Here is a 21,815-nt window from a genome sequence, read left to right on the forward strand (position 1 = left end):
ATGCTCGAAACTCTGCGCATCCGTAACCTCGCCCTCATCGACGATGTGGAGCTGGAATTTTGTTCCGGACTCAATGTGCTCACGGGCGAGTCCGGCGCGGGTAAGTCCTTTGTCTTGCGCGCCTTGGATTTTATTTTGGGCGAGCGAATCGCCGCCGATCTGGTTCGTCCGGGTCGCGACAAGGCCGTGGTCGAGGCCGTGTTCCGCCTTGACGGGCAGGAGCTTTTCCTGCGTCGGGAGTTGACCGCGAAATCGGGGCGGAGTCGGCTTTTCCTCAACGATGAACTGGGCTCCCAGGACCGTTTGGCCGAGCTGCGGCCTCGGTTGCTGCTGCACACCAGCCAACACGGCCAACAGCGCCTTCTTGCTCCCGATCATCACGTCGAGATTTTGGACGCATTCCTGGACGATGCCCATGTTTTGGAGGCTCATCGCGAGGCGCGCGAGGCCCTGCGTGTTCTTTTGACGCGCAAGGCCGAGGTCGAGCGGCGCATGGCTGGTTTGTCCGAGCGGCGGGATTTTTTGGAATTTCAACTGGCCGAGATCCGCAAGGTTGATCCCAGGCCCGGAGAGGAAGACGAGCTCCTGGCTTGGCGCGAGACCTCGAAACGGGCCGAAAAAGTCCGGGCCATGGCTGGCGAGGCCCAGGGCTTGCTTTTGGGCGAGAATGGCTTGCAGGACGCGCTGACCGCCCTGGAACGGGCCCTGGCCGGATTGGGCGAAACGGACGAGAATTTTCGCGAGCACGCCCGGACCACGGGCGAGTTTCGTGGCGGTCTGGCCGAGATGCTGCGGGATTTGCGACTCGTGGGTTCCCGCCAGGCCGAGGATTTCGACGCCGAGGCCGTGGAGAAACGACTGTGGGAGTTGCAGCAGCTCCAGCGCAAGCTGAAGCGTTCCCTGGAGTCCATTTTAGCCCTGGGCGCGGAGATCGAGGAAAATTTGTCATTTTTGGACGCCAGCGGTCTGGAATTGAAGCGTTTGAACAAAGAGGAGGGGCTGGCCGCGACGGAATTGGCGCGGACCGCCCAAGCCCTGAACGAGGCCCGCGAGGCAGCCGCCGCCGCCTTGACCGCGAGTCTCGAAGCGGAATTGATCCATCTTGGATTTTCCGAGCATCTGCGGGTTTTGGTCGATTTCCGTCCCCAGGTCATTCATGCCGGCCCGCCGTCCATCGAGGAATTGCGGCCGAGGTTTTTGTGGGTTCCCAACCCGGGCCTGGACGCCCAACCCCTGGACCGCATTGCCTCGGGGGGCGAGTTGTCCCGCTTTTTGTTGGCCGTGGTCAGTCTGCGGACCAAGGACCAGCTTCCGGCCCTGCTTTTCGACGAAGTTGATTCCGGCATTGGCGGTCAGACCCTGCTCAAGGTCGCGGAGCGCATCCGGTTGCTGGCCACCCGCCAGCAGGTCATCCTGATCACGCACTGGCCCCAGCTGGCCCGTCTGGCCGACGAGCACTTCGCCATCCGCAAGGAAGTGCACGACGGCATCACCTTTACCCTGTGTTCGGCCCTGTCCGACGCCCAGCGCCAGGCCGAACTGGCGCGCATGGTCGGCGAGGGTCCCATGCCATCCACGCATCACGACGCGAACGCGTTTAGGAAATCCATATGATAGATAGTCAAACTCCGTGCCGGGAGCTCACGGTTTTGTCCTGCGAGCCCGGCTCCGATCCGACCCTGATTGATCTGTTTCTTGAAAATCCCGGCTGGTCCTGCAAATGTGGCCAGTTTGTCATGGTCCGGCCCGTTCATTGGGGCGCGGAACTTGTCTGGCCGCGTCCATTTTCCATTTGCGACCTGTCCGGGAAGGGACTGCGCCTTTTGTTCCAGACCGTGGGCCGGGGCACGCATCGTCTGGCCGAACTTGTTCCCGGTCAGAAAGTCACGGTCTGGGGGCCCCTGGGGCGCTGGTTCCGCATCGACGAAACCCGGCCCAACCTGATTCTGGCCGGCGGCGTGGGCATCGCCCCGTTTGTCATGCTCGCCCGTCGCGAAAAAATCGACAATCTGACCATGCTTTTCGGCCACCGTCTTGACCTGGAGCATTACCCCTACGCCGAGATCGCGGCCCGCATTCCCAGCGAGGCCATGCAGCAGAAGGGGCCGGCGGATATCGCCGCCTTCGAGACCGTGCTTTCGGAGCGGATCAAGGCCCTGGCCGGAGTGGGGCAGGTCCTGGCCTGCGGCCCGGAACCCATGCTCAAGGTGGTGCGCAAATATTGTCTGCTCCACGGCACGGATGGTCAGGTTTCCCTGGAAAACCGCATGGCCTGCGGCGTGGGCGCGTGTCTGGGCTGCGTGGGCAAAACCACCCAGGGCGATTACGTGCAAAGTTGCGTGCATGGTCCTGTTTTTGACGTGCGTGATATCGATTTGGGAGCATGATCATGGATCAAAGTGTTCGTCTTGGTTCGTTGACCCTCGAAAATCCCATCATCACGGCCTCGGGCACGTTTGGATACGGCCTGGAATTCATGCGCTACGGCGATTTGAGCACCCTGGGCGGCATCTGCCTGAAGGGCATTTCCCTGACGCCGCGCGTCGGCAACCCCATGCCGCGAATCGCCGAGACACCGTGCGGCATGCTCAACGCCATTGGGCTGCAGAACGTGGGCGTGGAAACGTTCATGAAGGACAAATTGCCCTACATTCCGGCCGGGACCACCCTTATCGCCAATCTTTATGCCCAGACGGCCGAGGATTTCGGCGAACTGGCCGCGATTTTCGCGGCCGAGAACAAGATCGCGGCCCTGGAGGTCAACATTTCCTGTCCCAACGTGCGCTGTGGTGGGGTGGCCTTTGGCCAGGACCCGGTCATGGCCGCCCAGGTCACGACGGCGGTCAAGAAGCGGGCCGGGAACAAGCCGGTCATGGTTAAGCTCAGTCCCAACGTGACCGACATCACCCTGATCGCCAAGGCCGCCGTGGACGCGGGCGCGGACATGCTGTCCCTGATCAACACCCTCTCGGGCATGTCCGTGGATGTCCGCACGCGCAAGAGCCGTCTGGCCAATGTGGTCGGCGGGCTGTCCGGCCCGGCCGTGAAACCCGTGGCCCTGCGCATGGTCCATCAGGTGGTCCGGGCCGTGAACGTGCCGGTCATCGGCATGGGCGGCATTGCCTCGGCCGAGGACGTATTGGAGTTCATTCTCGTGGGGGCGCATGCCGTGCAAGTCGGAACGTATAATTTCATGCGCCCGGACAACGCCTTTCGCTTGGTGGACGAGGTCGCGGCCCTGGCCGCGTCCTTGGGCATTTCGTCCTGGGACGAGTACCGGGGCGCGCTTCTGGCTTAGAGGAGGCTGGCCGATGATCAAACGCTTTTGCGATATTTGCGGCGCGGAGATTCAGGGCCTCAAGGATGGAATCTACGAGGAACGCTATACGCTTCATATCGAGGACCCTCTCAATCTGACTCGCCTGGGGGGGCAGCTGGGCAAGATGAATCCCGTCATTGAAATGAAGTTGCAAAATTGTAACAATACGGATATCTGTCGGGAATGCCTGGAAAAAATTCTTATCAAGGAATTTCATCGGCGGTCAGCGGATAAGCCCGGTGGCGCCTGAGCGCAGTCCGGGGAACTCTTAAATTTTATGTCGAGGTGATAATGCTACGGAAAACCATGCTGATCATGGCTTTGTTGGGCGTGTTGTGCACGTGGGCCGAAGCGCGGGAGGTTGTTTTCGCCGTTCCCCAGGAGGCCTATCCCCCCGTGCATTCCGTGCACGAGGATGGAACGGTTGTTGGCTTCAGCCACGAGTTGATGCAGGCCATCTGCCGTCATGCGGGGATCACCCCCGTTATGAAGGCCACGCCCTGGGGAACGTTGTTCGACGACATCGCCGCCGGCAAGTTCGCGGCTTCCATCGCGGCTTCGACGATCACGGACGCCCGCAAGAAAAAGGTCGATTTTTCGGATATGTATTTCGAGGCGGAAGAGACCGTTGTCGTGCGCAAGGGCGAGGGTATCCGCAAGGAAAAGGATCTGACCAACAAGAAGATCGGCGCGTGGGGCGCCACGACAAATTTCGAGGCCTGCCGGACGTTCGCGCGTTTCAACAACGCCAAGAGTGTTGTCCCCTTTCCGGATACGGAAACGGCCATGCTTGGCTTGTCCAGGGGGACGGTGGACGCGGTGTTCACGGACTCACCGACAGCGGTCAGCTATGTTTTTGAAAACGAGCGGTTTGCTGGAAAATTGGAGCTCGCGTTCACCCTGCCGGCAACAATACCCGATTTGTTCGGTTTCGCGGTCAACAAAAAGGAGACGGAACTTCTGGCCCAGATCAACGCGGGTCTGAAGGCGCTCCGGGACAGTGGAGAATACGACCGGCTGTATGCAAAATGGTTCCCGGCCCTGGCCAAAAAGGACGAAAGTCTGTCCTGGTTCAAATGGTTGTGGAAATAATGTGAAATATGGCGGCGCCCTGTGTTTTGGGCGTGGCCATGCGGGTAGGGAAGCAGACGATCAAGGCCGGCGCGCTCCGTCATGGGGCGTGCCGGCCTTGTTTTTTGAAGGGCGCGCGGGGCTTTGAATCAGTTTTTTTTGTGCAGAACCGCGCCAAAAAAGAATTCCCCGAGATGTTCGGACATGGGCGTTCGAGCTTGGCGGACCAGGGAAAAATTCGGGTGGTCGTGGATGAACGAGGCGATCTGGGTTTCGTTTTCCGCTGGATTCATGGTGCAGGTCACATACACCAGGCCGCCACCGCCAGGAAGCAGACCCGCCGCGCCGGCCAGCATGTCGCGTTGCAGACTGGCCAACGTGGCGCAGTCCGCGGGCGTGCGTTTCCATTTGATGTCCGGTCGCCGGGAGAGCACGCCCAGTCCGGAACAGGGTGCGTCCAGGAAGATGGTCCGGGGTGCCTGGCGCAGGGGAGATGGGCCTTGGGCCGGGGCGCGGAAGACGGGCACGGCAAATCCCAGGCGGCGGCACTCGGCGCCAAACTGACCGAGCCGGAAAACATTGACGTCCGCCGCCCAGACCTCCTTGCCGCGCTCGGCCATCAGGAACGTCTTGCCGCCGCGTCCGGCGCAGGCGTCCAGGATGGGATCGGGCCAGAGATCCACGCCCAGGACATCCATGATCCGTTGCGCGGCTAGGCTTTGGCGGGTGAGCACGCCGTTGGTCTCGGCCGCGTGGAGAAACTCCGGCCACTGCGTCAGCGCGGCTTCGAACTCGCGCACCTCGGCCGTGCTCGCGAGTTGCTGGCGCAGGGCATTGGCTTCGGGGTGGAGACGATTGATGCGCGCCCCCAGGGGCGGCGTCTGGAGGCTGGCCCGCAACAAGGTTTCGGCCTGTTCCTGACCGTAGGCCGAAAGCCACATCCGGGCCAACCATGACGGGCAGGAATACCACGCCGCCAGAAAGGCGGCGACGCCAGCGGTTTTGGTCTGGAAGTAGTCGGGATGGTGCACGGCGCGGCCCAGACGGAGCAGGCTGCGCAATACGCCGTTGGCCACCTTGCCCATGGTTGGGTCGAGGCGGTCCTTGGCCAGGGTCACGGCCCAGTCCAGGGTGGCGTATTCCGGGATGCGGCTCAGGAAGAGGAGTTCGTAGGCGGCCACGCCCAGGATGCGGCGCAGGACGGGCGAGGTCTGGACGGGGTTGCGCAGAAGCTGGTTCAGCAAAAAGTCCAGGCGGCCGCGCAGGCGCAGGTAGCCATACGCCAGTTCCGTGGCCAGCCCCTTGTCCGGGCCATCCGGCGCGACGGCGAGGACGTCGTCCGTGGCGGCCTGGATGTCCTGGTTGTGGTCCAGGCACCGGCGCAGGATGTCCAATGCCATGCGGCGGGCCTGGGGGGTGCTCACGCGGAAAACTCGTTGATGGCCCATTCCACGCGGTCCAGGGACACGTCCGTGTCCAGGCAGGGACCGAAGGGACGGGTGTTCAGGATGCCATAGACCGGGATGGGGTAGGTGTCCTGGATGCCGCTGGCCAGATCGCGTTCACAGGCCACGGCGATGATCAGTTTGGGGCGATGCTGGACCACGATGCGCCGGGCGATGGTGCCGCCCGTGGCCACGGCCAGGTTGACGCCGTACTTGTCGCGCAGATCGAGCAGGCCGGCCAGGGCGCATTGGCCACAGCGTTTGCAGTTGTCGATGTTGTAGGTCAGGCGGTATTTGCAGCGGCTGTTCTGGATGCAGTGGGGCATGAGCAGCAAAATTCTTTCGGCCGGATAGCGGTGCCCCTCGCCCTTGACCAGCTCGTTGTTGACCTTGATGAACGACGCCCGCACCGTTTGCTTGGGAATACCGAGGACGCGCCCCAAAAGCGTCATGAGCGGCAGGAAGAGCTTGATGGTCACGCCACGCAGACGCTTGGCGAACAGCACGGGCCGGCCGAGAAGGATATTCAGCACCAGGGCCAGGGCGGCCCAGCCGATGCACAGAATCAGGCCGCCCACGATCAGGCCCAGAACCCAGGGCGCGATGGGGTGGATGGTGGTCAGGCCGACAAAGGGAATGATCCAGAGCAGGGCCAGGATGGCAGAAATCAGGATCGATGCGCCGCTGATGAGGCCGATGAAAATGCGTTTACGGGTCTGGAAGCTGTCCCGGATTTCCTGCTCCAGGCGTGTGTATTTCTGGGAAGTGCTTCTGGGCCGGGCCATGGGGCGTTATTCTCCGGAACAGGTGGGGTCGTGTGCCGCGAGATGCTCCCCGGAACACCGGCTCAAATACCCGCAATAAAATTCCCGCCCCGTGAGAGGCTTGCCCCCGGCGGGCTTGATGGTCGGCACGGCGTAGAGTTTGTCCGCGCAGGCGACAAGGACCATGTCGCCGTCCACGCCGACGATGTCGCCGGGGCGGACGTTTTGGGGAAGCTCGCCGGCGATGCGGCCGGGATGCACGGTCAGGCGCAGGGTTTTTCCGGGCAGGCCGTTCCAGTCGAACCAGGAACCGGGCCAGGGGAAAAGACCACGGATGCGGTTGTGCACGGTCAGGACGGGTTGGTTCCAGTCGATGCGGCCGTCCTCCTTGGACAATTTGGCCGCGTAGGTGGCGCGGGCGTGATCCTGGGGAATGCGCACCAAGCCTCCCTGGGTCATTTTTTCCAGGGCCGCGACCAGCAGACGCCCGCCCATGTCGGCCAGGTCGTCGTGCAGCGATTGCGCCGTGTCGTCGATGCCGATGGCCAGACTGCGTTGAAGCAGGATGTCGCCCGTGTCCAGGCCGGCCTCCATGCGCATGATGGTGATGCCGGTGACATGACGACCGTCCATGATGGCCCGCTGGATGGGCGCCGCGCCCCGGTATTCGGGCAACAGCGAGGCATGGACGTTGATGGCCCCAAGACGTGGGATGTCCAGAACGGCTTGTGGCAGAATGAGGCCGTAGGCCGCCACGAGCAACAGGTCCGGGGCCAATGCGGCCAGTTGGGCCACATCGGCCCCGTCCTTGAAGTTGACGGGCTGAAAGACGGGCAGGCTGGCTTCCAGCGCCGCGACCTTGACCGGGGGCGGGGTGCAGACCTGTCCCCGGCCGCAGGGGCGGTCGGGCTGGGAATAAACGCCAACGATATCGCACTGTCCCCAGGCGATAAGGTGTTTGAGGGACGCAGCCGCGAAGTCCGGCGTGCCCATGAACACAACGCTTAGTTTTTTTTCTGTTTCAGCCATTTCTTGAGCTTTCGTTCGTACAGGGTGCGCTTCAACTTGCTGATTCTGTCGATGAACAGCACGCCATTCAAATGATCGACCTCGTGCTGGAGGCAGATGGCCATGAGGTCGTCGGCGTCCAGTTCCACGGGATTGCCGTCCAGGTCCATGGCCGAGAGGTGAACCTTCTCGGCCCTGGTCACGGTGGAGCGGTAGCCGCGCACGGACAAACAGCCTTCCTCGGAGTCGACCTCGCCCTCGGGCTTGGACAGGACCGGATTGACGAAGACCTTGAGATCCTCGCGCTTGTCCGGGCCGCTCAAGTCCACGGTGATGAGGCGGACGTTTTCGCCCACCTGGGGCGCGGCCAGACCAATCCCCTTATTTTCATACATGATTTCAGTCATCTCGGCGGCCAAGTCACGGACGGAATCCGTGATGTCCGTCACCGGCGCGGATATTCTGGCCAGCACCGGATCGGGATAGGTAACAATCTTTCGTGCCATGATCTACTCTTTGGGCTTTTCTCGCAGGCGCAAGCCCAGTTCGCGCAGTTGGGTGTTTTCGACCTCGGACGGCGCCTCGGTCATGAGACAGGTCGCCTTTTGGGTCTTGGGGAAGGCAATGACGTCGCGGATGGATTTGGCGCCGGTCAGCAGCATGATCAGGCGGTCCAGCCCAAAGGCGATGCCGCCGTGGGGCGGGGCGCCAAAAACCAGGGCGTCGAGCAGAAATCCAAATTTGGCGCGGGCTTCCTCTTCGCCGATTCCCAGGGCGTCGAACATGCGCTGCTGGGTTTCGGGGTTGTGGATGCGGATGGAGCCACCGCCCACTTCCGTGCCGTTCAGGACCAGGTCATAGGCCCTGGCCACGGCCTGGGCCGGATTGCTCGCCAGGGCGCCCATGTCCTTGGGCGCGGTGAAGGGGTGGTGCATGGCCACCCAGCGTTTTTCGTCCGGATTCCATTCCAGCAGCGGGAAATCCGTGACCCACAGGGGCGCGAACTCGTTTTCGGGGATGAGACCGAAACGCTCGCCGAGCTTGAGACGCAGGTTGCCCAGGGCGCTGTTGACCATTTCCGGCGCGCCGGCCTGGAAAAAGACGATGTCGCCGGGCTCAAGACCCAGGGCTTCGGTCAGGCCGGCCCGTTCGGCATCGCTCAGGAATTTGGCGATGGGAGACTGCCAGCCGTCCTCCTTGATTTTGATCCAGGCCAGACCCTGTGCCCCGTAGATTTTCACGAAGTCGGTGAAATCATCGATTTCCTTGCGCGACAGTTCGCCGCCACCGGGCACGCGCAGGGCCTTGACCAGGGCGGCCGTGGCGAAGAGCTTGAACTCCGAGCCGCGCACGATATCCGTCACCTCCGTGAGCTTCAGGTCGAAACGGACATCGGGTTTGTCCACGCCGTATTCGGCCATGGCCTGGGCGTAGGTCATGCGCGGCAGGGGCAGGGCGAAATCCTTGCCCAGGGCATCCTTCATGACCCGGGCCATCATGCCCTCGGCCATGGCCATGACCTGTTCCTCGTCGACAAAGGACATCTCGATATCGATCTGGGTGAATTCCGGCTGGCGGTCGGCGCGCAGATCCTCGTCGCGGAAGCATTTGACGATCTGGTAATAGCGGTCCAGGCCGCCGCACATGAGCAGCTGTTTGAAGAGCTGCGGCGACTGGGGCAGGGCGTAGAACTGGCCCTGGTTGACGCGGCTCGGGACCAGGAAGTCACGCGCGCCCTCGGGCGTGGACTTGGTCAGGACCGGGGTCTCGATTTCCAGGAAGCCGAGTTCGTCCAGATAGCGGCGCACGGACTGAGCCACGCGGTTTCTGAGGATGAGGTTGTCGGCCAGGGATTTGCGGCGCAGGTCCAGGAATCGGTATTTGAGGCGCAGGTTCTCGGACACGTCCACCCGGTCCTCGATGGGAAAGGGCGGGGTCTTGGCCGTGTTCAGGAGCTTGTATTCGGTGACGTAGACTTCGATGGCGCCCGTGGCCAGCTTGGGATTGACCATGTCGTCCGGGCGGTTGCGGACAACGCCCTTGATGGCGAGCACGTATTCGGTGCGCAGGACGTGGGCGCGGGCGTGGGCCTCGGGCGCGACTTCCGGCGAGAACACGACCTGGGTCAGACCGTGACGGTCGCGCAGGTCGATGAAGATCAGGCCACCGTGGTCGCGGCGGTATTGCACCCAGCCCATGAGGCAGATTTCCTGGCCCAGCTGGGGCAGGCCCAGGTCGCCACAGGTGTGGGATCTGCGCCAGCCGCCCAGGGCGTCGGTTCCGATATCCGTGATTCTGTCGTCCATGTGTATCCTCGCGGGTGGCCGAAGCCAAGGTTGTTCGATAATCTGAAATATGGTCCTGTAAAGGCGCTAGGGATGCTTGAAGCCCAGCGCCTGATCCATGTCGTCCTGGCCAATGGTTTTTTGCGCGCCAGTGGCCATGTCCTTGACCACGATCTGTCCCTTGGCCATTTCGTCCTGGCCGAGCAGAAGGCAGGTCTTGACGCCAAGCTTGTTGGCTTGGCGGAGCTGGCTTTTGACGCTTTTGGCTTCAAAGGCGACCTCGCCGGAAAAGCCGCGTTCACGCAGTCTGTGCCCCAACAGCAAGGCCGTGTTCAGGGCGGCTGGGTCGAGGACGGCCAAATAAAAATCCGGAGCCGGGAGCTGGGGCTGGCCAAGAAGGAGGGCCAGACGCTCCATGCCGCAGGCGAAACCAATGCCCGGCAGATCCGGGCCGCCGAGCTGTTTGACGAGGCCGTCGTAGCGCCCGCCACCGGCCACGGCGGTCTGGGCGCCAATCTCGCCGGAGACGACCTCGAACGTGGTGCGCTGATAATAGTCCAGTCCGCGCACCAAGCGGTCGTTGAGGGTATGGGGCAGGGCCGCGCTGTCCAGGATGGCCCGGACCTGGGCGAAATGGTCGGCGCATTCCGGACAAAGCGAGTCGGTGATGCGGGGCGCGTTTGCAACCAGGGCCTTGCAGGTTGGAACCTTGCAGTCCAGCACGCGCAGGGGATTGGTTTCCGTGCGGCGCCGGCAATCCTCGCACAGGGCGGTCTGGTCGATGGAGGCCAAGAATTCGCGCAGCCATTGATGAAAAACGGGGCGGCAGGCCGGACAGCCCAGAGAGTTGAGCTCAAGAGTCAGATTCTTCAGGCCAAGTCTGGCCAGATAGGTCCAGAGCATGAGGATGACCTCGGCGTCGGCCTGGGGGGCGTCGGTGCCCAGGACTTCCACGTCGAGCTGATGAAACTGGCGCAGTCGGCCTTTTTGCGGCCGTTCGTAGCGGAACATGGGGCCGCAGGCGAAAAGCTTGGTCACGCCTTCCTGCCCGGCCAGACCGGACTCGATGAAGGCGCGCAGGACCCCGGCCGTGGCCTCGGGGCGCATGGTCAGGGAGCGGCCCTTGCGGTCGGCGAAGGTGTACATCTCTTTTTGGACCACGTCGGTTTCTTCACCGATGGACCGGGCGAAGAGCTCCGTTTTTTCCAGAATGGGCACCCGGATCTCCCGGCACCCATAGGCGCCAAAAATATCCCTGGCCAGGTTTTCCATGCGGGTGTGGACAGTGCTCTCCGGGCTGAAGAGGTCAGAAAAGCCTTTAATTTTCTGAATTTTAGACATAGACAATAGCAGTCCTTGACGAATTGGGATGGGATGGCGTTGTCGCGGTCCGGCTTCACGTCTCGCGGGCGAGGACAGTCGGGGCGGGTACGTGTAGAAAATCGACTCAATTAGTGTATCGACCGGTGATTGTCAAAGACGGAGGACGCATGTTCACGGTGGTGTCGGTCGTGGGATTCAAGAAATCCGGCAAGACGACCCTGATGTTGGAATTGGCGCGGGAGCTGACGGCCCGTGGGAAAAAGGTTGGCGCGGTCAAGTTCACGCATCATGGTCTGGACAAGAGCGACACGGATACGGCCCGGTTCGCCGGGGAGTGCGCGAGCGTGGCCGGCATCGGGCCAAGGGAGGTCTCCCTGCACTGGAACGCCGCCCGGCAATTGCAGGACGTACTGCCCCTACTCGGAGCCGATATTGTCCTGGTCGAGGGCGGAAAGTCGCTGACCTGGCTGCCCCGTATCGTTGTTCTGGGCACCGACGAGGAGGAAGCGTCCCTGGACAATGGACTGGCCCTGGCTTCCTGGGGGCCCGGCGGTCTGCCCGGACTACGGCGGGCCGAATCCGTCGCCGAGCTGGCCTCGCTGGTCGAGGACCGAGGTTTTGCCCTGCCAGGGCTGGACTGCGGTGGCTGCGGGCGCGCGTCGTGTCTTGAGCTGGCCCGGGAAATCGTGGCCGGGAAGGTCACGCCCAAGGCTTGCCTGGCCCTGCGTCCCAAATTGCGGGTGGTTGTCGGAGGGCAGCAGCTGTCGCTCAATCCGTTTATCGATCGTCTGGTCACGGCCACGTTGCGCGGCCTCTTGACCGAGCTCAAGGGGAATATCCCCGGCCAGCGGGTGGAGATTTTCCTGGGCTGATCCGGGTGGTCCCGTCCGGCCCATGTCAAAATGTATTGACGCCGCCACCGGCCTTCGGGAAGATGCCCCCACTCTTCCACGCAACCCCAACCACGCGCGGATGCGCCGCGTTCCTGGAAATGCCATGCGAATTTCCGTCAAATGCTACGCGACATTGAGCGACCACAATCCCCCTGGCGGCTTCCTTGACCTGGCCGAGGGCCTGACCGTCGACGCCATGCTCCCCGACCTGGGGTTGGGCGCGGACGATATCAAGCTGGTGTTCATCAACAGTAAGAACAGCTCCCTGGCCACCACGCTTGCCGATGGCGATCAGGTCGGCCTGTTTCCGGCCGTGGGGGGCGGATGAAACCATCCACGCGGACCCTTCTGGCCTCTCTGGCCGCCGAAGACGCCTCGCGTCGGGCGCGGACCATCGGCTTGCGCGAACTGGACGAGTTGTGCCGGGTTTCTGGCCTGCCCGTGTCCGAGGCGGCCCGCATGGCCGTTGATCAGGATATTATCCCTTCGGTTTTATTGAAAAATCTGCACGCGGTGTCGCCGGTGGATCAGGCCCGGTTGTTGGCGGGGGCCGTGCTCGTGGTTGGAGCCGGCGGTCTGGGCGGCTATGTCCTGGAGCTCTTGGCCCGTTTTGGCGTGGGCCGGATCAGGGTGGCCGATGGCGACGTTTTCGAGGAGAGCAATCTGAATCGCCAGCTTTTGTCCTCGGTCAAGGATCTGGGGCGGAACAAGGCCCGCGTCGGTGCCGCGCGGGCGCGGACGATTTGTCCGTTGATCGAGGTCGAGGCCCTGGATTTTTTTCTGGACGTGTCCAACCTGCCCACGGCGTTGCGCGGGATGGATGTCGTGGTCGACGCCCTGGGCGGCATCGCGCCGCGTCGCATGCTGCACGAAGCGGCCAGCGCGGCCGGGTTGCCGGTGGTATCGGCGGCCGTGGCCGGGTGGACGGCATTGGTTGGCAGCGAATTTCCCGATCAGGTTGGTATCTCGTCCTTGTGGTCCGATCCGGGCGATGCCGACGCCGAGCATGTCCTGGGCAGTCTGGCGCCGGCGGCGTGCCTGGCGGCGTCATTGCAGGCCGCGGAAGTCGTGCACTATCTCGTGGACGGAAATCTGCGTTTGGCTGGTCGGATGCTCCACGCCGATCTGGCCGCGTTTCGTTTTGAACTTTTTGATCTGGCCGCGTGACATGGAGTTTTATTGATGGATACCTTGGTTCTGGCCACGGGCAATGCCGGGAAAATCCGGGAGCTTTCGGCCATGTTGGCAACGATGATTCCCGGGGTGCGAGTCCTGGGCCTGAAGGATTTTCCCCAAATCGGAGATATCCCCGAAACCGGCGCCACCTTCGAGGAAAACGCGCGGATCAAGGCCCTGGCCGTGGCCCGGATCACGGGGCTGGTGGCCGTGGCCGATGATTCCGGTCTGGCCGTGGACGCCTTGGGCGGCGCTCCGGGCGTGCATTCGGCCCGGTATGGCGGCGAGGGGACCACGGACGAAAAAAACACGGCCACGTTGCTGGATGCCATGCGGGACGTCCCCGACACCGGGCGCGGCTGTCATTTTGCCTGTGTCATGCTCGCGGCCACGCCGGGCGGCCGGGAGATCATTGGCCGGGGTGCCTGGCCGGGGCTGGTGGCCAGGGCGCCGCGCGGCGCCAATGGCTTTGGCTATGATCCTGTTTTTTTTGACCCGGAATTGGGATGTACCGCGGCGGAAATGGACGCGGACACGAAAAACGGCCGTAGCCACCGCCGCCAAGCCATGAACGCGCTGCTGGCGCTCTGGCCTGATTTTTGGGTCCGCGCCGAACAGGAACTGGGAGAATAACCATGTGTGGCATTATCGGATACAGTGGGCATCGGCCGGCCATCCCGGCCATTGTCGAGGGCCTGCGGCGTTTGGAGTACCGGGGATACGATTCGGCTGGCGTGGCCTTCGCGGACCAGCGTGGCCTGAATGTCATTCGGGCCGAGGGCAAGCTCGGGGCCCTGGATGGCAAGATACGGGGGCTGGACACGGCCAGTTCCCTGTGCGGCATCGGCCATACCCGGTGGGCGACCCATGGCCTGCCCGTGGAGCGGAATGCCCATCCGCACATGGACGGGGCCGGACGTTTCGCCCTGGTGCACAACGGCATCATTGAAAATTACGCCGAGTTGAAGGCCGAACTCCAGGCCGAGGGGCACGTGTTCCTGTCGGAGACCGACACCGAGGTCCTGGTGCACATGATCGCCAAGGGCGTGGATCTGACCGGCGATGTCCGTCGGGGGATTTCCTGGGCCCTGGCCAGGGTGGAGGGCGCCTACGCCTTTGCCCTACTCGCCCATGAACATCCGGGAAAAATCTGGGCCAGCCGCAAGGCCAGCCCGTTGCTCCTGGGCATCGGCACGGGCGAGAATTTTGTCGCGTCGGATATTCCGGCCTTCCTGCCCTACACGCGGGAAGTGGTTTTTCTGGACAACGGCGAGTTGGTCGAGCTGGACGCCTCTTCCTGGCAGGTCTTCGATGTCGTCACCCTGGAGCCCCGGACCAAGGAGGTCCGGCATGTGTCCTGGGATGTCCAGGCCGCCCAGAAGGATGGATACCGGCATTTCATGCTCAAGGAAATTTTCGAGCAGCCACGGGTCATCCGCGATTGTCTGGCCGGACGCATTCAGAAGGGACGGGTCCTGCTGCCCGAGCTGGACGCCCTGCCCATTCCCGAGCGGCTGACCATCGTGGCCTGCGGCACGTCCTATCATGCCGGGTTGTGGGCGAAGTATCTGCTCGAATCCTGGGCCCGGATTCCGGTTCAGGTCGAGATTGCCTCGGAATTCCGCTATCGTGACAGCGTCTTCCTGTCCGGCGATCTGGTTCTGACCATCAGTCAGTCCGGCGAGACGGCGGACACCCTGGCCGCCATCCGCATTGCCCGGGAGGCCGGCGTTCCCATATTGGGACTGTGCAACGTGGTTGGCTCCTCCATAGCCCGCGAGTCGGACAGCGTGGTGTACACCCAGGCGGGCCCGGAAATCAGCGTGGCTTCGACCAAGGCCATGTGCAGCCAGATGGTGGTCTTGATGCTCATGACCCTGGCCTGGGCCGCGCGCAAACAGACTCTGACCCCCGACGCGGTCGGGGACGCCCTGGCCGCCTTGGGCCGGGTGTCGGATGGGCTCGAAACAGAGCTGCCGGCCATCCGGCAAAAAGCCATGGAGCTGGTCCAGGGATACAGCGACGCGTCCAGCTTTTTCTTTCTGGGGCGCGGTCTGTATTTTCCCCTGGCCCTGGAAGGGGCCCTCAAGCTCAAGGAAATTTCCTACATCCATGCCGAGGGCTACGCGAGCGGCGAGATGAAGCATGGGCCCATCGCCCTGATCGATCCCCGTTTTCCGACGTTTGCCATGGCCCTCAACGACGACCTGCTGCAAAAGGTCGCCTCCAATCTGCAGGAAGTGCAGGCCCGGGGCGGACGGATCATCGCCCTGGTCAATCCGGGCGCGGCCCCGGTCGTGGAAAACCCGTGGATATTGCCCGATGCCTGGGGGCCGCTGAAGAGTTTTTTGGTGCTGCCGGCCGTGCAGCTGTTTGCGTATGAAATGGCCGTGTATCTGGGGAAGGACGTTGACCAGCCCCGGAATTTGGCCAAAAGCGTGACCGTGGAATAAGGATGCAAATACGATTTGTGATACGAACCGTCGTGGCGATGGCCCTGGTTTTCGGGGCGGTTGCCTTGGCCTGGGCTTCGCCCCATGACGACTACATGCGGGGCATGACCGCGTTCAAGGCGCTCTTGGCCGATGAGAAAAAAGCGGCCTTGCGGGATGAGTGGCACAAGGTGCTCACGGTGTTTGAAAAGTCACTGGCCGCCGCCCCCAAGGGCGAGGACGCCCCCAAGTGCATGTATTTCATTGGCCGGGTGCACGAGGAAGTGGGCCGTCGCTCTTTTTTGAAATCCGACCGGGAGAAGGCCCTGGCCGCCTTTGAGCGCATGATCGCGGCCTATCCGAACCATGGCTGGACCGACGATTCGCTCTACCGCGAGGGCTTGATCTGGAAGGAACAATTTCAAGATCCGGCCAGGGCACGGAGTGTTTTCGAGTCCGTGGTGGCGCGTTATTCCAAGGGCGACATGGCGCCGGACGCCGCGAAACATCTGGCTGCCCTGGGCCCGGGGCAATCCGTGGCGGCTGCTTCCCCGGCCACCAAATCGGCGTCCGCCGCGCCCGCCGTCGCCAAGTCGGCGCCGGCCGTTGCCACGTCCAAGCCGGGCACGGCCACCAAGCTGTTGGGAATCCGGTGCTGGCCAAGTCAGGGATACACGCGGGTTGTCCTTGATCTGGACAAGGACGCGGCGTTCGAGCGGGCCGTGGAGGAACGGGATGGCAAACGTTTTTTGGTGCTGTCCCTGCCCTCGGCGGTGGTCGCGCCCGACGTCATCCCGTCGCGTGGTGTCGGCGGCGGCGTTCTTTCCCGGATCGAAGCCCTGTCGTCCGCCTCGGGCGGGGCGCGTGTCACCCTGGACCTGCTCCAGATGGACCATTTCCGGGCGTTCACCTTGCCCGATCCATACCGTATCGTTGTCGATGTCTTTGGCACGAAATCAAAAAAAACGGGCCATCCAGCGGCGGCCGTCACGGACGCCAAGGCTTCCCCGGCCACGTCCGCTCAGACCGATCCTGTTGTCGAAGCCTTGCGGGATTTGAAGCACGATCGGGCCAATGCCAAACCCGAGGCCAAGGCCCCGGCGCCCACGAAGACGGCCAAGGGCGCCCCGGCATCCCGGACTGAGGAGAAAAAGGCCACGACGCCGCAGATCGCCATCGGGTCCAAGCATAAAAAGTATGCCGGCAGTCTGGTCGAGCAGTTGGGGCTGACGGTGCGCACGGTCATGATCGATCCCGGTCATGGCGGCAAGGACCCCGGCGCCATGGCCAATGGCGTGCGTGAAAAGGACGTCAACCTGCGCATGGCCAAGATTGTGGGACGGCTGCTGCAGAACCAGGGGTTCGAGGTCCACTACACGCGGACCACGGACACCTTCATTTCCCTGGAAGAGCGCACGGCCCGGGCCAATGCCCGAGACGCGGACCTGTTTATTTCCGTGCACTGCAACGCCTATTCGGATTCAAGCGTCAAGGGCCTGGAAATTTATTACCTCAACCTCGCCACCGATGCCCAGTCCGTGCGCGTGGCGGCCCGCGAGAACGGGGTTTCGGCCAAAAAGATCAGCGACATGCAGTTTATTCTTTCGGATCTGATGCTCAACTCCAAGATCAATGAATCCAAGGATATGGCGTCGTTGATGCAAAAAGAGACCCTGCGCGGGATGCGATCCAGCCATGGCCTGCGCAACATGGGCTCCAAGGGCGCGTTTTTCTATGTCCTGACCGGGGCCCGGATGCCGTCGGTCCTCGTGGAGCTGGGCTATCTGACCAATCCGGCCGAGGCGGGCAATCTCAAATCGGAAGCCTATCTGACGGCCATGGCCAAGGGCTTGGTCGGCGGCGTGGTGGCCTACAAGAAAAAATTGGAACGCTACGCCTCCGCCGGGGGCGGGAAATCCTGATTCGGCCCGCTCCGGCCCGACCGGGGCGGCCCCCATTCAGCCGCGAACGTCTTGCGGCGTAACTCCATAAGGAAATATCATGGTTTTTCCCATGGGCTCGGTCATGAACGCCCTGGCCATTCTGGTTGGCGGCGGTATTGGGCTGCTTCTGCATGGCCGCTTGCCGGAGAAAATGCGTCTGGTCGTTTTTCAGGGCCTTGGATTGTGCGTGTTGGTCATCGGCATGCAGATGGCCGTGCAGGGTAAAAACGGCTTGTTGGTGGTGCTGAGCGTGCTCATCGGCGGCATTCTGGGCGAGCTGCTGCGTCTCGAAGACCGATTCGCGGCCCTGGCCGATCGCCTGAAAAATTTGGTTCGCTCTTCCAATACCCGTTTCGTGGACGGCATGGTCAACGCCTCGCTAATTTATTGCATCGGGGCCATGGCCATCCTGGGGGCTTTTGACGAGGGCATCCGGGGGGATCATTCCATTTTGTTCACCAAGTCCCTGCTGGATGGTTTCGCCTCCATCGCCCTGGCCTCGACCTATGGCTCCGGCGTGCTTTTTTCGGCCCTGCCGGTGCTGTTGTATCAGGGTGTGCTGACCGTGTTCGCCAGCTCGTTTCAGGCGTATTTTTCCGAGTACCTCATTGCCCAGCTCACGGCCACGGGGGGAACCCTGATCCTGGGCATTGGCATCAACCTTCTGGGCTTGACCGCCATCCGGTTATCCAGCCTGCTTCCGTCCCTGGTGGTCATTGTCGTTCTCAGCCTGCTCGTGCCCTGATTTCAGCGTGCGCGCCATCGCAATTCGTTATTCCCGTTCCAATTTGCCGGGGCTCGGGCTATGGAGTGCAAAACCCGGTGTCGCCGCTGGATGAATCGCAGAGGTCCGCATGGCTTTTTTTCGTTTTTCGAATTGGCCCAGGGGAACCCGCCTGGGGCGCAAGCTCTTGATTTTGATTTTGCTTGGCAGTTCGTTTCTGGCCATGTTGGGCACCATCACGCAACTCTATGTGGACTACCAGACGGACATGCACCTGCTGCGCTCCCAGCTGGAGCAGATCCGCGCCACGCGCCTGTCCAGCCTGGCCAATTCCCTGTGGTACCTGGACGAAGAGCAGATCCTGGCGCAGCTTGAAGGCATGCTGGAACTGCGCGACATCCGCTATGTGCGGGTCGTTTCGCCCGACGGCATGGAGTTGTCGCGGGGAACCGAGGCACCGCCGGATTCCCTGCTGATCGAGACGTATCCGCTGATTTTTGAAAGCCCGGAACGCACGGAACATATCGGCTCCCTGGTCGTCGCCGTGGACAGGGCCGCCATGTACGGCCGCCTGCTGGACAAGGTCATGGTCATTTTGACCACGCAGGGCGTGAAGACCTTTCTTGTGTCGATCATCATTCTTACCCTGTCCACCCGCCTCATCACCCGTCATTTACGGCAGATGGCCGACTATGCCGCCACGTTGAGCCTGGACAACCTGCCCGGACCCCTTGTGCTGGACCGACACAGCCGCCACCCGGACGAGATCGACATGGTCGTGGACGCCTTCAACGGCATGCTTGAAAATTTGAAGCGCGACATTGGCCAACGTCACGCGGCCGAAGCCGGATTGATGCGGGCCGAGGGCGCGTTGCGCGATATTCTCGATTCCATGCCGTCCATGATTATCGCCGTGGACCAGGACGGGCGCGTCACGCATTGGAACCGTCAGGCCGTGGCCATTACCGGCCTGTCCCTGGAGGATGCCCACGGGACGCTTTTCGAGAACCTGGGCCTGGATTTGCCCCCACTGCGGGACGAAATCCTGGAGACCATGGCCAGCGGTGTTCCGTGCAAAAAAAGCAAGGTCGCCCGAATCCGGGCGGAGGCCACGGTTTTTTACGATGTCACCATCTATCCCTTGGTCAGTGGCGGCATGCGGGGCGCGGTCATCCGTCTCGATGACGTCAGCGAGCGGGTTCTTCTCGAGGAAACCATGATCCAGTCCGAGAAGATGCTTTCCGTGGGCGGCTTGGCCGCGGGCATGGCGCACGAAATCAACAATCCCCTGGCCGGAATTCTGCAAAACGTGCAGGTGCTCCGCAACCGCCTTCTGAGGGATCTGCCGGCCAACCAGGCCGTGGCCGACGAGCTTGGATTGTCCCTGCCCCTGCTTCGGGACTACATGGAGCGGCGCGACTGCGTGCGCATGCTTGATTCCATCGCCGAGTCCGGCCAGCGGGCGGCCAGAATCGTCACCAACATGTTGTCCTTCAGCCGCAAAAGTTCCTCGCACCTGACCCCGGTCGATATCCCGGCCTTGCTGGATCGGACCGTGGAATTGGCCGGCAACGATTACGACTTGAAAAAGCAGTATGATTTCCGGCGAATCGAGATTGTTCGCGAGTACGCGGCCGATGCTCCCCTGGTGCCCGGCGACGAAAGCAAGATTCAGCAGGTTTTTTTCAATCTGATTCAAAACGGCGCCCAGGCCATGTTCATGGCCGGGGTGGAAAAACCCTGCTTCGTGTTCCGCGTGCGCCGGGATGGCGAGCATGTGCGGATCGAGATCGAGGACAACGGGCCGGGCATGACCGAGGACGTCCGTCGCCGGGTTTTCGAGCCTTTTTTCACGACCAAGGGCGTGGGGGAAGGGACCGGCCTGGGCCTGTCGGTTTCGTATTTCATCATTGTCGAAAATCATGGCGGGACACTGGACGTGGAATCGACTCCGGGCCGTGGCGCCGTGTTCGTCATGACCCTGCCCCTGAAGGCGCCGGTCCTGGCCGTGGCCCAGGCCGCGTCATGAGGCCGCCATTATCCCGGATATGTTTCGGGAAACCCAACACGCGGGAGGTTTTGCCGTGAATTCAGCCTCGGACGCGGTCATTTTGGCCATTGATGACGATCAAGCCGTGCGTGAGAGTTTGAGTAACTATCTCGAGGATTTTGGCTATAAAGTCCTGCATGGCCAAGATGGCGAGGACGGGTTGGCGGTGTTCCGCGAGCAGGCGCCGGACATCGTCCTGACGGATTTGCGCATGCCGCGCATGGACGGCCTGCAGGTTTTGGAGGCCATCCGGAAGGAGTCGCCGGAAACACCGGTCATGGTCATTTCGGGCGTGGGCGATATCCGGGACGTGGTCGAGGCCTTGCGCCGGGGCGCCTGGGATTATCTGGTCAAGCCCATCCAGGACATGAACATCCTGGTCCACTCCGTGGAACGCTGCCTGGAGCGGGCCCGATTACAGCGCCAGAACCGCGAATACCAAGCTAGTCTCGAAGATTCCCTGGACCGCCTTCAGCAGACCCAGAAGGAGATGATCCATTCCGCCAAAATGGCGGCCCTGGGCGACCTGGTGGCGGGCGTGGCCCACGAGGTCAACACGCCCATCGGGGTGAGCATCACGGCGGCGTCCTTTTTGGTGGAGCGCACCAAACTGTTGCGCGATCTGTACACCAAGGGCGAGATGAAGCGCTCGGACCTGGAAAAATATCTGGCCGTGGCCGATGAATCCTCGGCCTCGATCCTGACCAATCTGGAGCGGGCCGCGGAACTGGTGCAGAGCTTCAAGAAAGTGGCCGCGGATCAGACCTCGGAAGAAAAACGCGTTTTTGAAATGAAGGGGTATCTGGATCAGATCTTGGTCAGTCTGCGGCCCCAGTTCAAGCGCACGCCGCACAAGGTCACGGTTACGTGTCCGCAAAATCTTGTGCTCAATTCCTATCCCGGAGCGGTCATGCAGATTTTGACCAATCTGCTCATGAATTCCCTCATCCACGGCTTTGCCGACGGCCGCGCCGGCGAGATCGATATTTTGGTCGAGGAAGCCGGCGACAACATCGTGCTGTCCTACCGGGATTCGGGAGTGGGCATGAACAAGGAACAGCGCGAGCGCATCTACGATCCCTTCTATACCACGCGCCGGGGCGGCGGCGGCACGGGCCTGGGCATGAATATCGCCTACAACCTGATCACCCAGACGCTCAAGGGGGCGGTTGTGCTCGATACCGCGCCGGGCACGGGCGTGTTTTTTGTCATCACCATCCCCAAGGACCCGGACGCAAGCCCCGCCAACGTGGTCTGACCGGGGCGCTGGCAGCGTCTGGAGCGCGTATTCACGGGGATCGATGGGCGGCCCGGCGGCGGGAAAAGGGCGCAAAAAAACTCCCCCATCCAGGCGGACGGGGGAGTTGGTCGAAGCGGGATTA

At 62.4% G+C, this 21,815-nt stretch carries 20 protein-coding genes; 14 read left to right on the forward strand and 6 right to left on the reverse strand.

Annotation, left to right across the window (positions count from 1 at the left end; translation table 11 throughout):
* Genes EOL86_04250 through EOL86_04270 form a run of 5 tightly spaced genes read left to right on the forward strand, consistent with a single transcriptional unit; the run spans position 1 to position 4,411 of the window.
* On the forward strand, positions 1–1,614 hold the full coding sequence (locus tag EOL86_04250; GenBank protein ID NCD24792.1) for a DNA repair protein RecN: 1,614 nt from the start codon (positions 1–3) through the stop codon (positions 1,612–1,614).
* Complete coding sequence (locus tag EOL86_04255; GenBank protein NCD24793.1) at positions 1,611–2,387, forward strand: dihydroorotate dehydrogenase electron transfer subunit; 777 nt, start codon at positions 1,611–1,613, stop codon at positions 2,385–2,387. Before EOL86_04250 ends, EOL86_04255 begins: the two co-directional genes overlap by 4 nt.
* Positions 2,388–2,389: 2 nt before the next feature.
* The gene (locus tag EOL86_04260; protein NCD24794.1) at positions 2,390–3,298 is read left to right on the forward strand and encodes a dihydroorotate dehydrogenase; all 909 of its coding nucleotides are present in this window, start codon (positions 2,390–2,392) and stop codon (positions 3,296–3,298) included.
* A gap of 13 nt (positions 3,299–3,311) precedes the next feature.
* The gene (locus EOL86_04265) at positions 3,312–3,569 is read left to right on the forward strand and encodes a hypothetical protein (protein ID NCD24795.1); all 258 of its coding nucleotides are present in this window, start codon (positions 3,312–3,314) and stop codon (positions 3,567–3,569) included.
* 41 nt (positions 3,570–3,610) lie between these two features.
* The gene (locus tag EOL86_04270) at positions 3,611–4,411 is read left to right on the forward strand and encodes a transporter substrate-binding domain-containing protein (protein NCD24796.1); all 801 of its coding nucleotides are present in this window, start codon (positions 3,611–3,613) and stop codon (positions 4,409–4,411) included.
* Between the two features lie 128 nt (positions 4,412–4,539).
* On the opposite strand, the gene EOL86_04275 is transcribed toward EOL86_04270, so the two are convergent.
* The 6 genes from EOL86_04275 to EOL86_04300 form a co-directional block, all read right to left on the reverse strand.
* Entirely contained in the window at positions 4,540–5,838 is a 1,299-nt protein-coding gene (locus tag EOL86_04275) for a hypothetical protein (GenBank protein ID NCD24797.1), read from the reverse strand.
* A complete protein-coding gene (locus tag EOL86_04280; protein ID NCD24798.1) occupies positions 5,811–6,620 on the reverse strand; it encodes a DUF116 domain-containing protein in 810 nt (269 codons plus the stop codon). Before EOL86_04280 ends, EOL86_04275 begins: the two co-directional genes overlap by 28 nt.
* Before the next feature lie 6 nt (positions 6,621–6,626).
* Entirely contained in the window at positions 6,627–7,628 is a 1,002-nt protein-coding gene (locus EOL86_04285) for a methionyl-tRNA formyltransferase (GenBank protein ID NCD24799.1), read from the reverse strand.
* Positions 7,604–8,113 (reverse strand): peptide deformylase, encoded by a 510-nt coding sequence (def, locus tag EOL86_04290; GenBank protein NCD24800.1) that lies wholly within the window; start codon positions 8,111–8,113, stop codon positions 7,604–7,606. Before def ends, EOL86_04285 begins: the two co-directional genes overlap by 25 nt.
* A 3-nt stretch (positions 8,114–8,116) precedes the next feature.
* A complete protein-coding gene (gene aspS, locus EOL86_04295; protein NCD24801.1) occupies positions 8,117–9,913 on the reverse strand; it encodes an aspartate--tRNA ligase in 1,797 nt (598 codons plus the stop codon).
* Positions 9,914–9,979: 66 nt separating this feature from the next.
* Positions 9,980–11,233: a histidine--tRNA ligase gene (locus tag EOL86_04300; GenBank protein NCD24802.1), complete on the reverse strand. Its 1,254-nt coding sequence runs from the start codon at positions 11,231–11,233 to the stop codon at positions 9,980–9,982.
* 149 nt (positions 11,234–11,382) lie between these two features.
* Between EOL86_04300 and EOL86_04305 the strand changes: the two genes are divergently transcribed.
* From EOL86_04305 to EOL86_04345, 9 genes are all read left to right on the forward strand, one after another.
* A complete protein-coding gene (locus tag EOL86_04305) occupies positions 11,383–12,087 on the forward strand; it encodes a molybdopterin-guanine dinucleotide biosynthesis protein MobB (GenBank protein ID NCD24803.1) in 705 nt (234 codons plus the stop codon).
* 124 nt (positions 12,088–12,211) lie between these two features.
* Positions 12,212–12,436 carry a MoaD/ThiS family protein gene (locus tag EOL86_04310; protein ID NCD24804.1) on the forward strand — a complete coding sequence of 75 codons (225 nt, stop codon included), beginning with the start codon at positions 12,212–12,214 and terminating at the stop codon, positions 12,434–12,436.
* Entirely contained in the window at positions 12,433–13,275 is an 843-nt protein-coding gene (locus tag EOL86_04315; GenBank protein NCD24805.1) for a hypothetical protein, read from the forward strand. The genes EOL86_04310 and EOL86_04315 overlap by 4 nt, the downstream gene beginning before the upstream one ends.
* A gap of 15 nt (positions 13,276–13,290) precedes the next feature.
* The gene (gene rdgB / locus EOL86_04320; protein NCD24806.1) at positions 13,291–13,917 is read left to right on the forward strand and encodes an RdgB/HAM1 family non-canonical purine NTP pyrophosphatase; all 627 of its coding nucleotides are present in this window, start codon (positions 13,291–13,293) and stop codon (positions 13,915–13,917) included.
* 2 nt (positions 13,918–13,919) lie between these two features.
* The gene (gene glmS, locus EOL86_04325) at positions 13,920–15,737 is read left to right on the forward strand and encodes a glutamine--fructose-6-phosphate transaminase (isomerizing) (GenBank protein NCD24807.1); all 1,818 of its coding nucleotides are present in this window, start codon (positions 13,920–13,922) and stop codon (positions 15,735–15,737) included.
* Positions 15,738–15,739: 2 nt separating this feature from the next.
* A complete protein-coding gene (locus EOL86_04330) occupies positions 15,740–17,638 on the forward strand; it encodes an N-acetylmuramoyl-L-alanine amidase (GenBank protein ID NCD24808.1) in 1,899 nt (632 codons plus the stop codon).
* Positions 17,639–17,717: 79 nt separating this feature from the next.
* On the forward strand, positions 17,718–18,404 hold the full coding sequence (locus EOL86_04335; GenBank protein ID NCD24809.1) for a DUF554 domain-containing protein: 687 nt from the start codon (positions 17,718–17,720) through the stop codon (positions 18,402–18,404).
* Positions 18,405–18,513: 109 nt separating this feature from the next.
* The gene (locus tag EOL86_04340; GenBank protein ID NCD24810.1) at positions 18,514–20,412 is read left to right on the forward strand and encodes a PAS domain S-box protein; all 1,899 of its coding nucleotides are present in this window, start codon (positions 18,514–18,516) and stop codon (positions 20,410–20,412) included.
* A 19-nt stretch (positions 20,413–20,431) separates the two neighbouring features.
* Complete coding sequence (locus EOL86_04345; GenBank protein ID NCD24811.1) at positions 20,432–21,691, forward strand: response regulator; 1,260 nt, start codon at positions 20,432–20,434, stop codon at positions 21,689–21,691.
* Positions 21,692–21,815: the final 124 nt, after the last annotated feature.

Source organism: Deltaproteobacteria bacterium (genome assembly GCA_009930495.1).
GTDB lineage: Bacteria > Desulfobacterota > Desulfovibrionia > Desulfovibrionales > Desulfomicrobiaceae > Desulfomicrobium.

Excerpts from the sequence above, each read along its gene's own strand:
- EOL86_04255 (NCD24793.1), top strand. The coding sequence starts at position 1,611 with ATGATAGATAGTCAAACTCCGTGCCGGGAGCTCACGGTTTTGTCCTGC.
- EOL86_04340 (NCD24810.1), top strand. The coding sequence starts at position 18,514 with ATGGCTTTTTTTCGTTTTTCGAATTGGCCCAGGGGAACCCGCCTGGGG.
- EOL86_04315 (NCD24805.1), top strand. The coding sequence starts at position 12,433 with ATGAAACCATCCACGCGGACCCTTCTGGCCTCTCTGGCCGCCGAAGAC.
- def (NCD24800.1), bottom strand. The coding sequence starts at position 8,113 with ATGGCACGAAAGATTGTTACCTATCCCGATCCGGTGCTGGCCAGAATA.
- EOL86_04335 (NCD24809.1), top strand. The coding sequence starts at position 17,718 with ATGGTTTTTCCCATGGGCTCGGTCATGAACGCCCTGGCCATTCTGGTT.
- EOL86_04270 (NCD24796.1), top strand. The coding sequence starts at position 3,611 with ATGCTACGGAAAACCATGCTGATCATGGCTTTGTTGGGCGTGTTGTGC.
- EOL86_04265 (NCD24795.1), top strand. The coding sequence starts at position 3,312 with ATGATCAAACGCTTTTGCGATATTTGCGGCGCGGAGATTCAGGGCCTC.
- EOL86_04310 (NCD24804.1), top strand. The coding sequence starts at position 12,212 with ATGCGAATTTCCGTCAAATGCTACGCGACATTGAGCGACCACAATCCC.
- EOL86_04300 (NCD24802.1), bottom strand. The coding sequence starts at position 11,233 with ATGTCTAAAATTCAGAAAATTAAAGGCTTTTCTGACCTCTTCAGCCCG.
- EOL86_04275 (NCD24797.1), bottom strand. The coding sequence starts at position 5,838 with ATGGGCCATCAACGAGTTTTCCGCGTGAGCACCCCCCAGGCCCGCCGC.
- EOL86_04285 (NCD24799.1), bottom strand. The coding sequence starts at position 7,628 with ATGGCTGAAACAGAAAAAAAACTAAGCGTTGTGTTCATGGGCACGCCG.
- EOL86_04280 (NCD24798.1), bottom strand. The coding sequence starts at position 6,620 with ATGGCCCGGCCCAGAAGCACTTCCCAGAAATACACACGCCTGGAGCAG.
- EOL86_04330 (NCD24808.1), top strand. The coding sequence starts at position 15,740 with ATGCAAATACGATTTGTGATACGAACCGTCGTGGCGATGGCCCTGGTT.
- aspS (NCD24801.1), bottom strand. The coding sequence starts at position 9,913 with ATGGACGACAGAATCACGGATATCGGAACCGACGCCCTGGGCGGCTGG.
- EOL86_04250 (NCD24792.1), top strand. The coding sequence starts at position 1 with ATGCTCGAAACTCTGCGCATCCGTAACCTCGCCCTCATCGACGATGTG.
- glmS (NCD24807.1), top strand. The coding sequence starts at position 13,920 with ATGTGTGGCATTATCGGATACAGTGGGCATCGGCCGGCCATCCCGGCC.
- EOL86_04260 (NCD24794.1), top strand. The coding sequence starts at position 2,390 with ATGGATCAAAGTGTTCGTCTTGGTTCGTTGACCCTCGAAAATCCCATC.
- EOL86_04345 (NCD24811.1), top strand. The coding sequence starts at position 20,432 with ATGTTTCGGGAAACCCAACACGCGGGAGGTTTTGCCGTGAATTCAGCC.
- EOL86_04305 (NCD24803.1), top strand. The coding sequence starts at position 11,383 with ATGTTCACGGTGGTGTCGGTCGTGGGATTCAAGAAATCCGGCAAGACG.
- rdgB (NCD24806.1), top strand. The coding sequence starts at position 13,291 with ATGGATACCTTGGTTCTGGCCACGGGCAATGCCGGGAAAATCCGGGAG.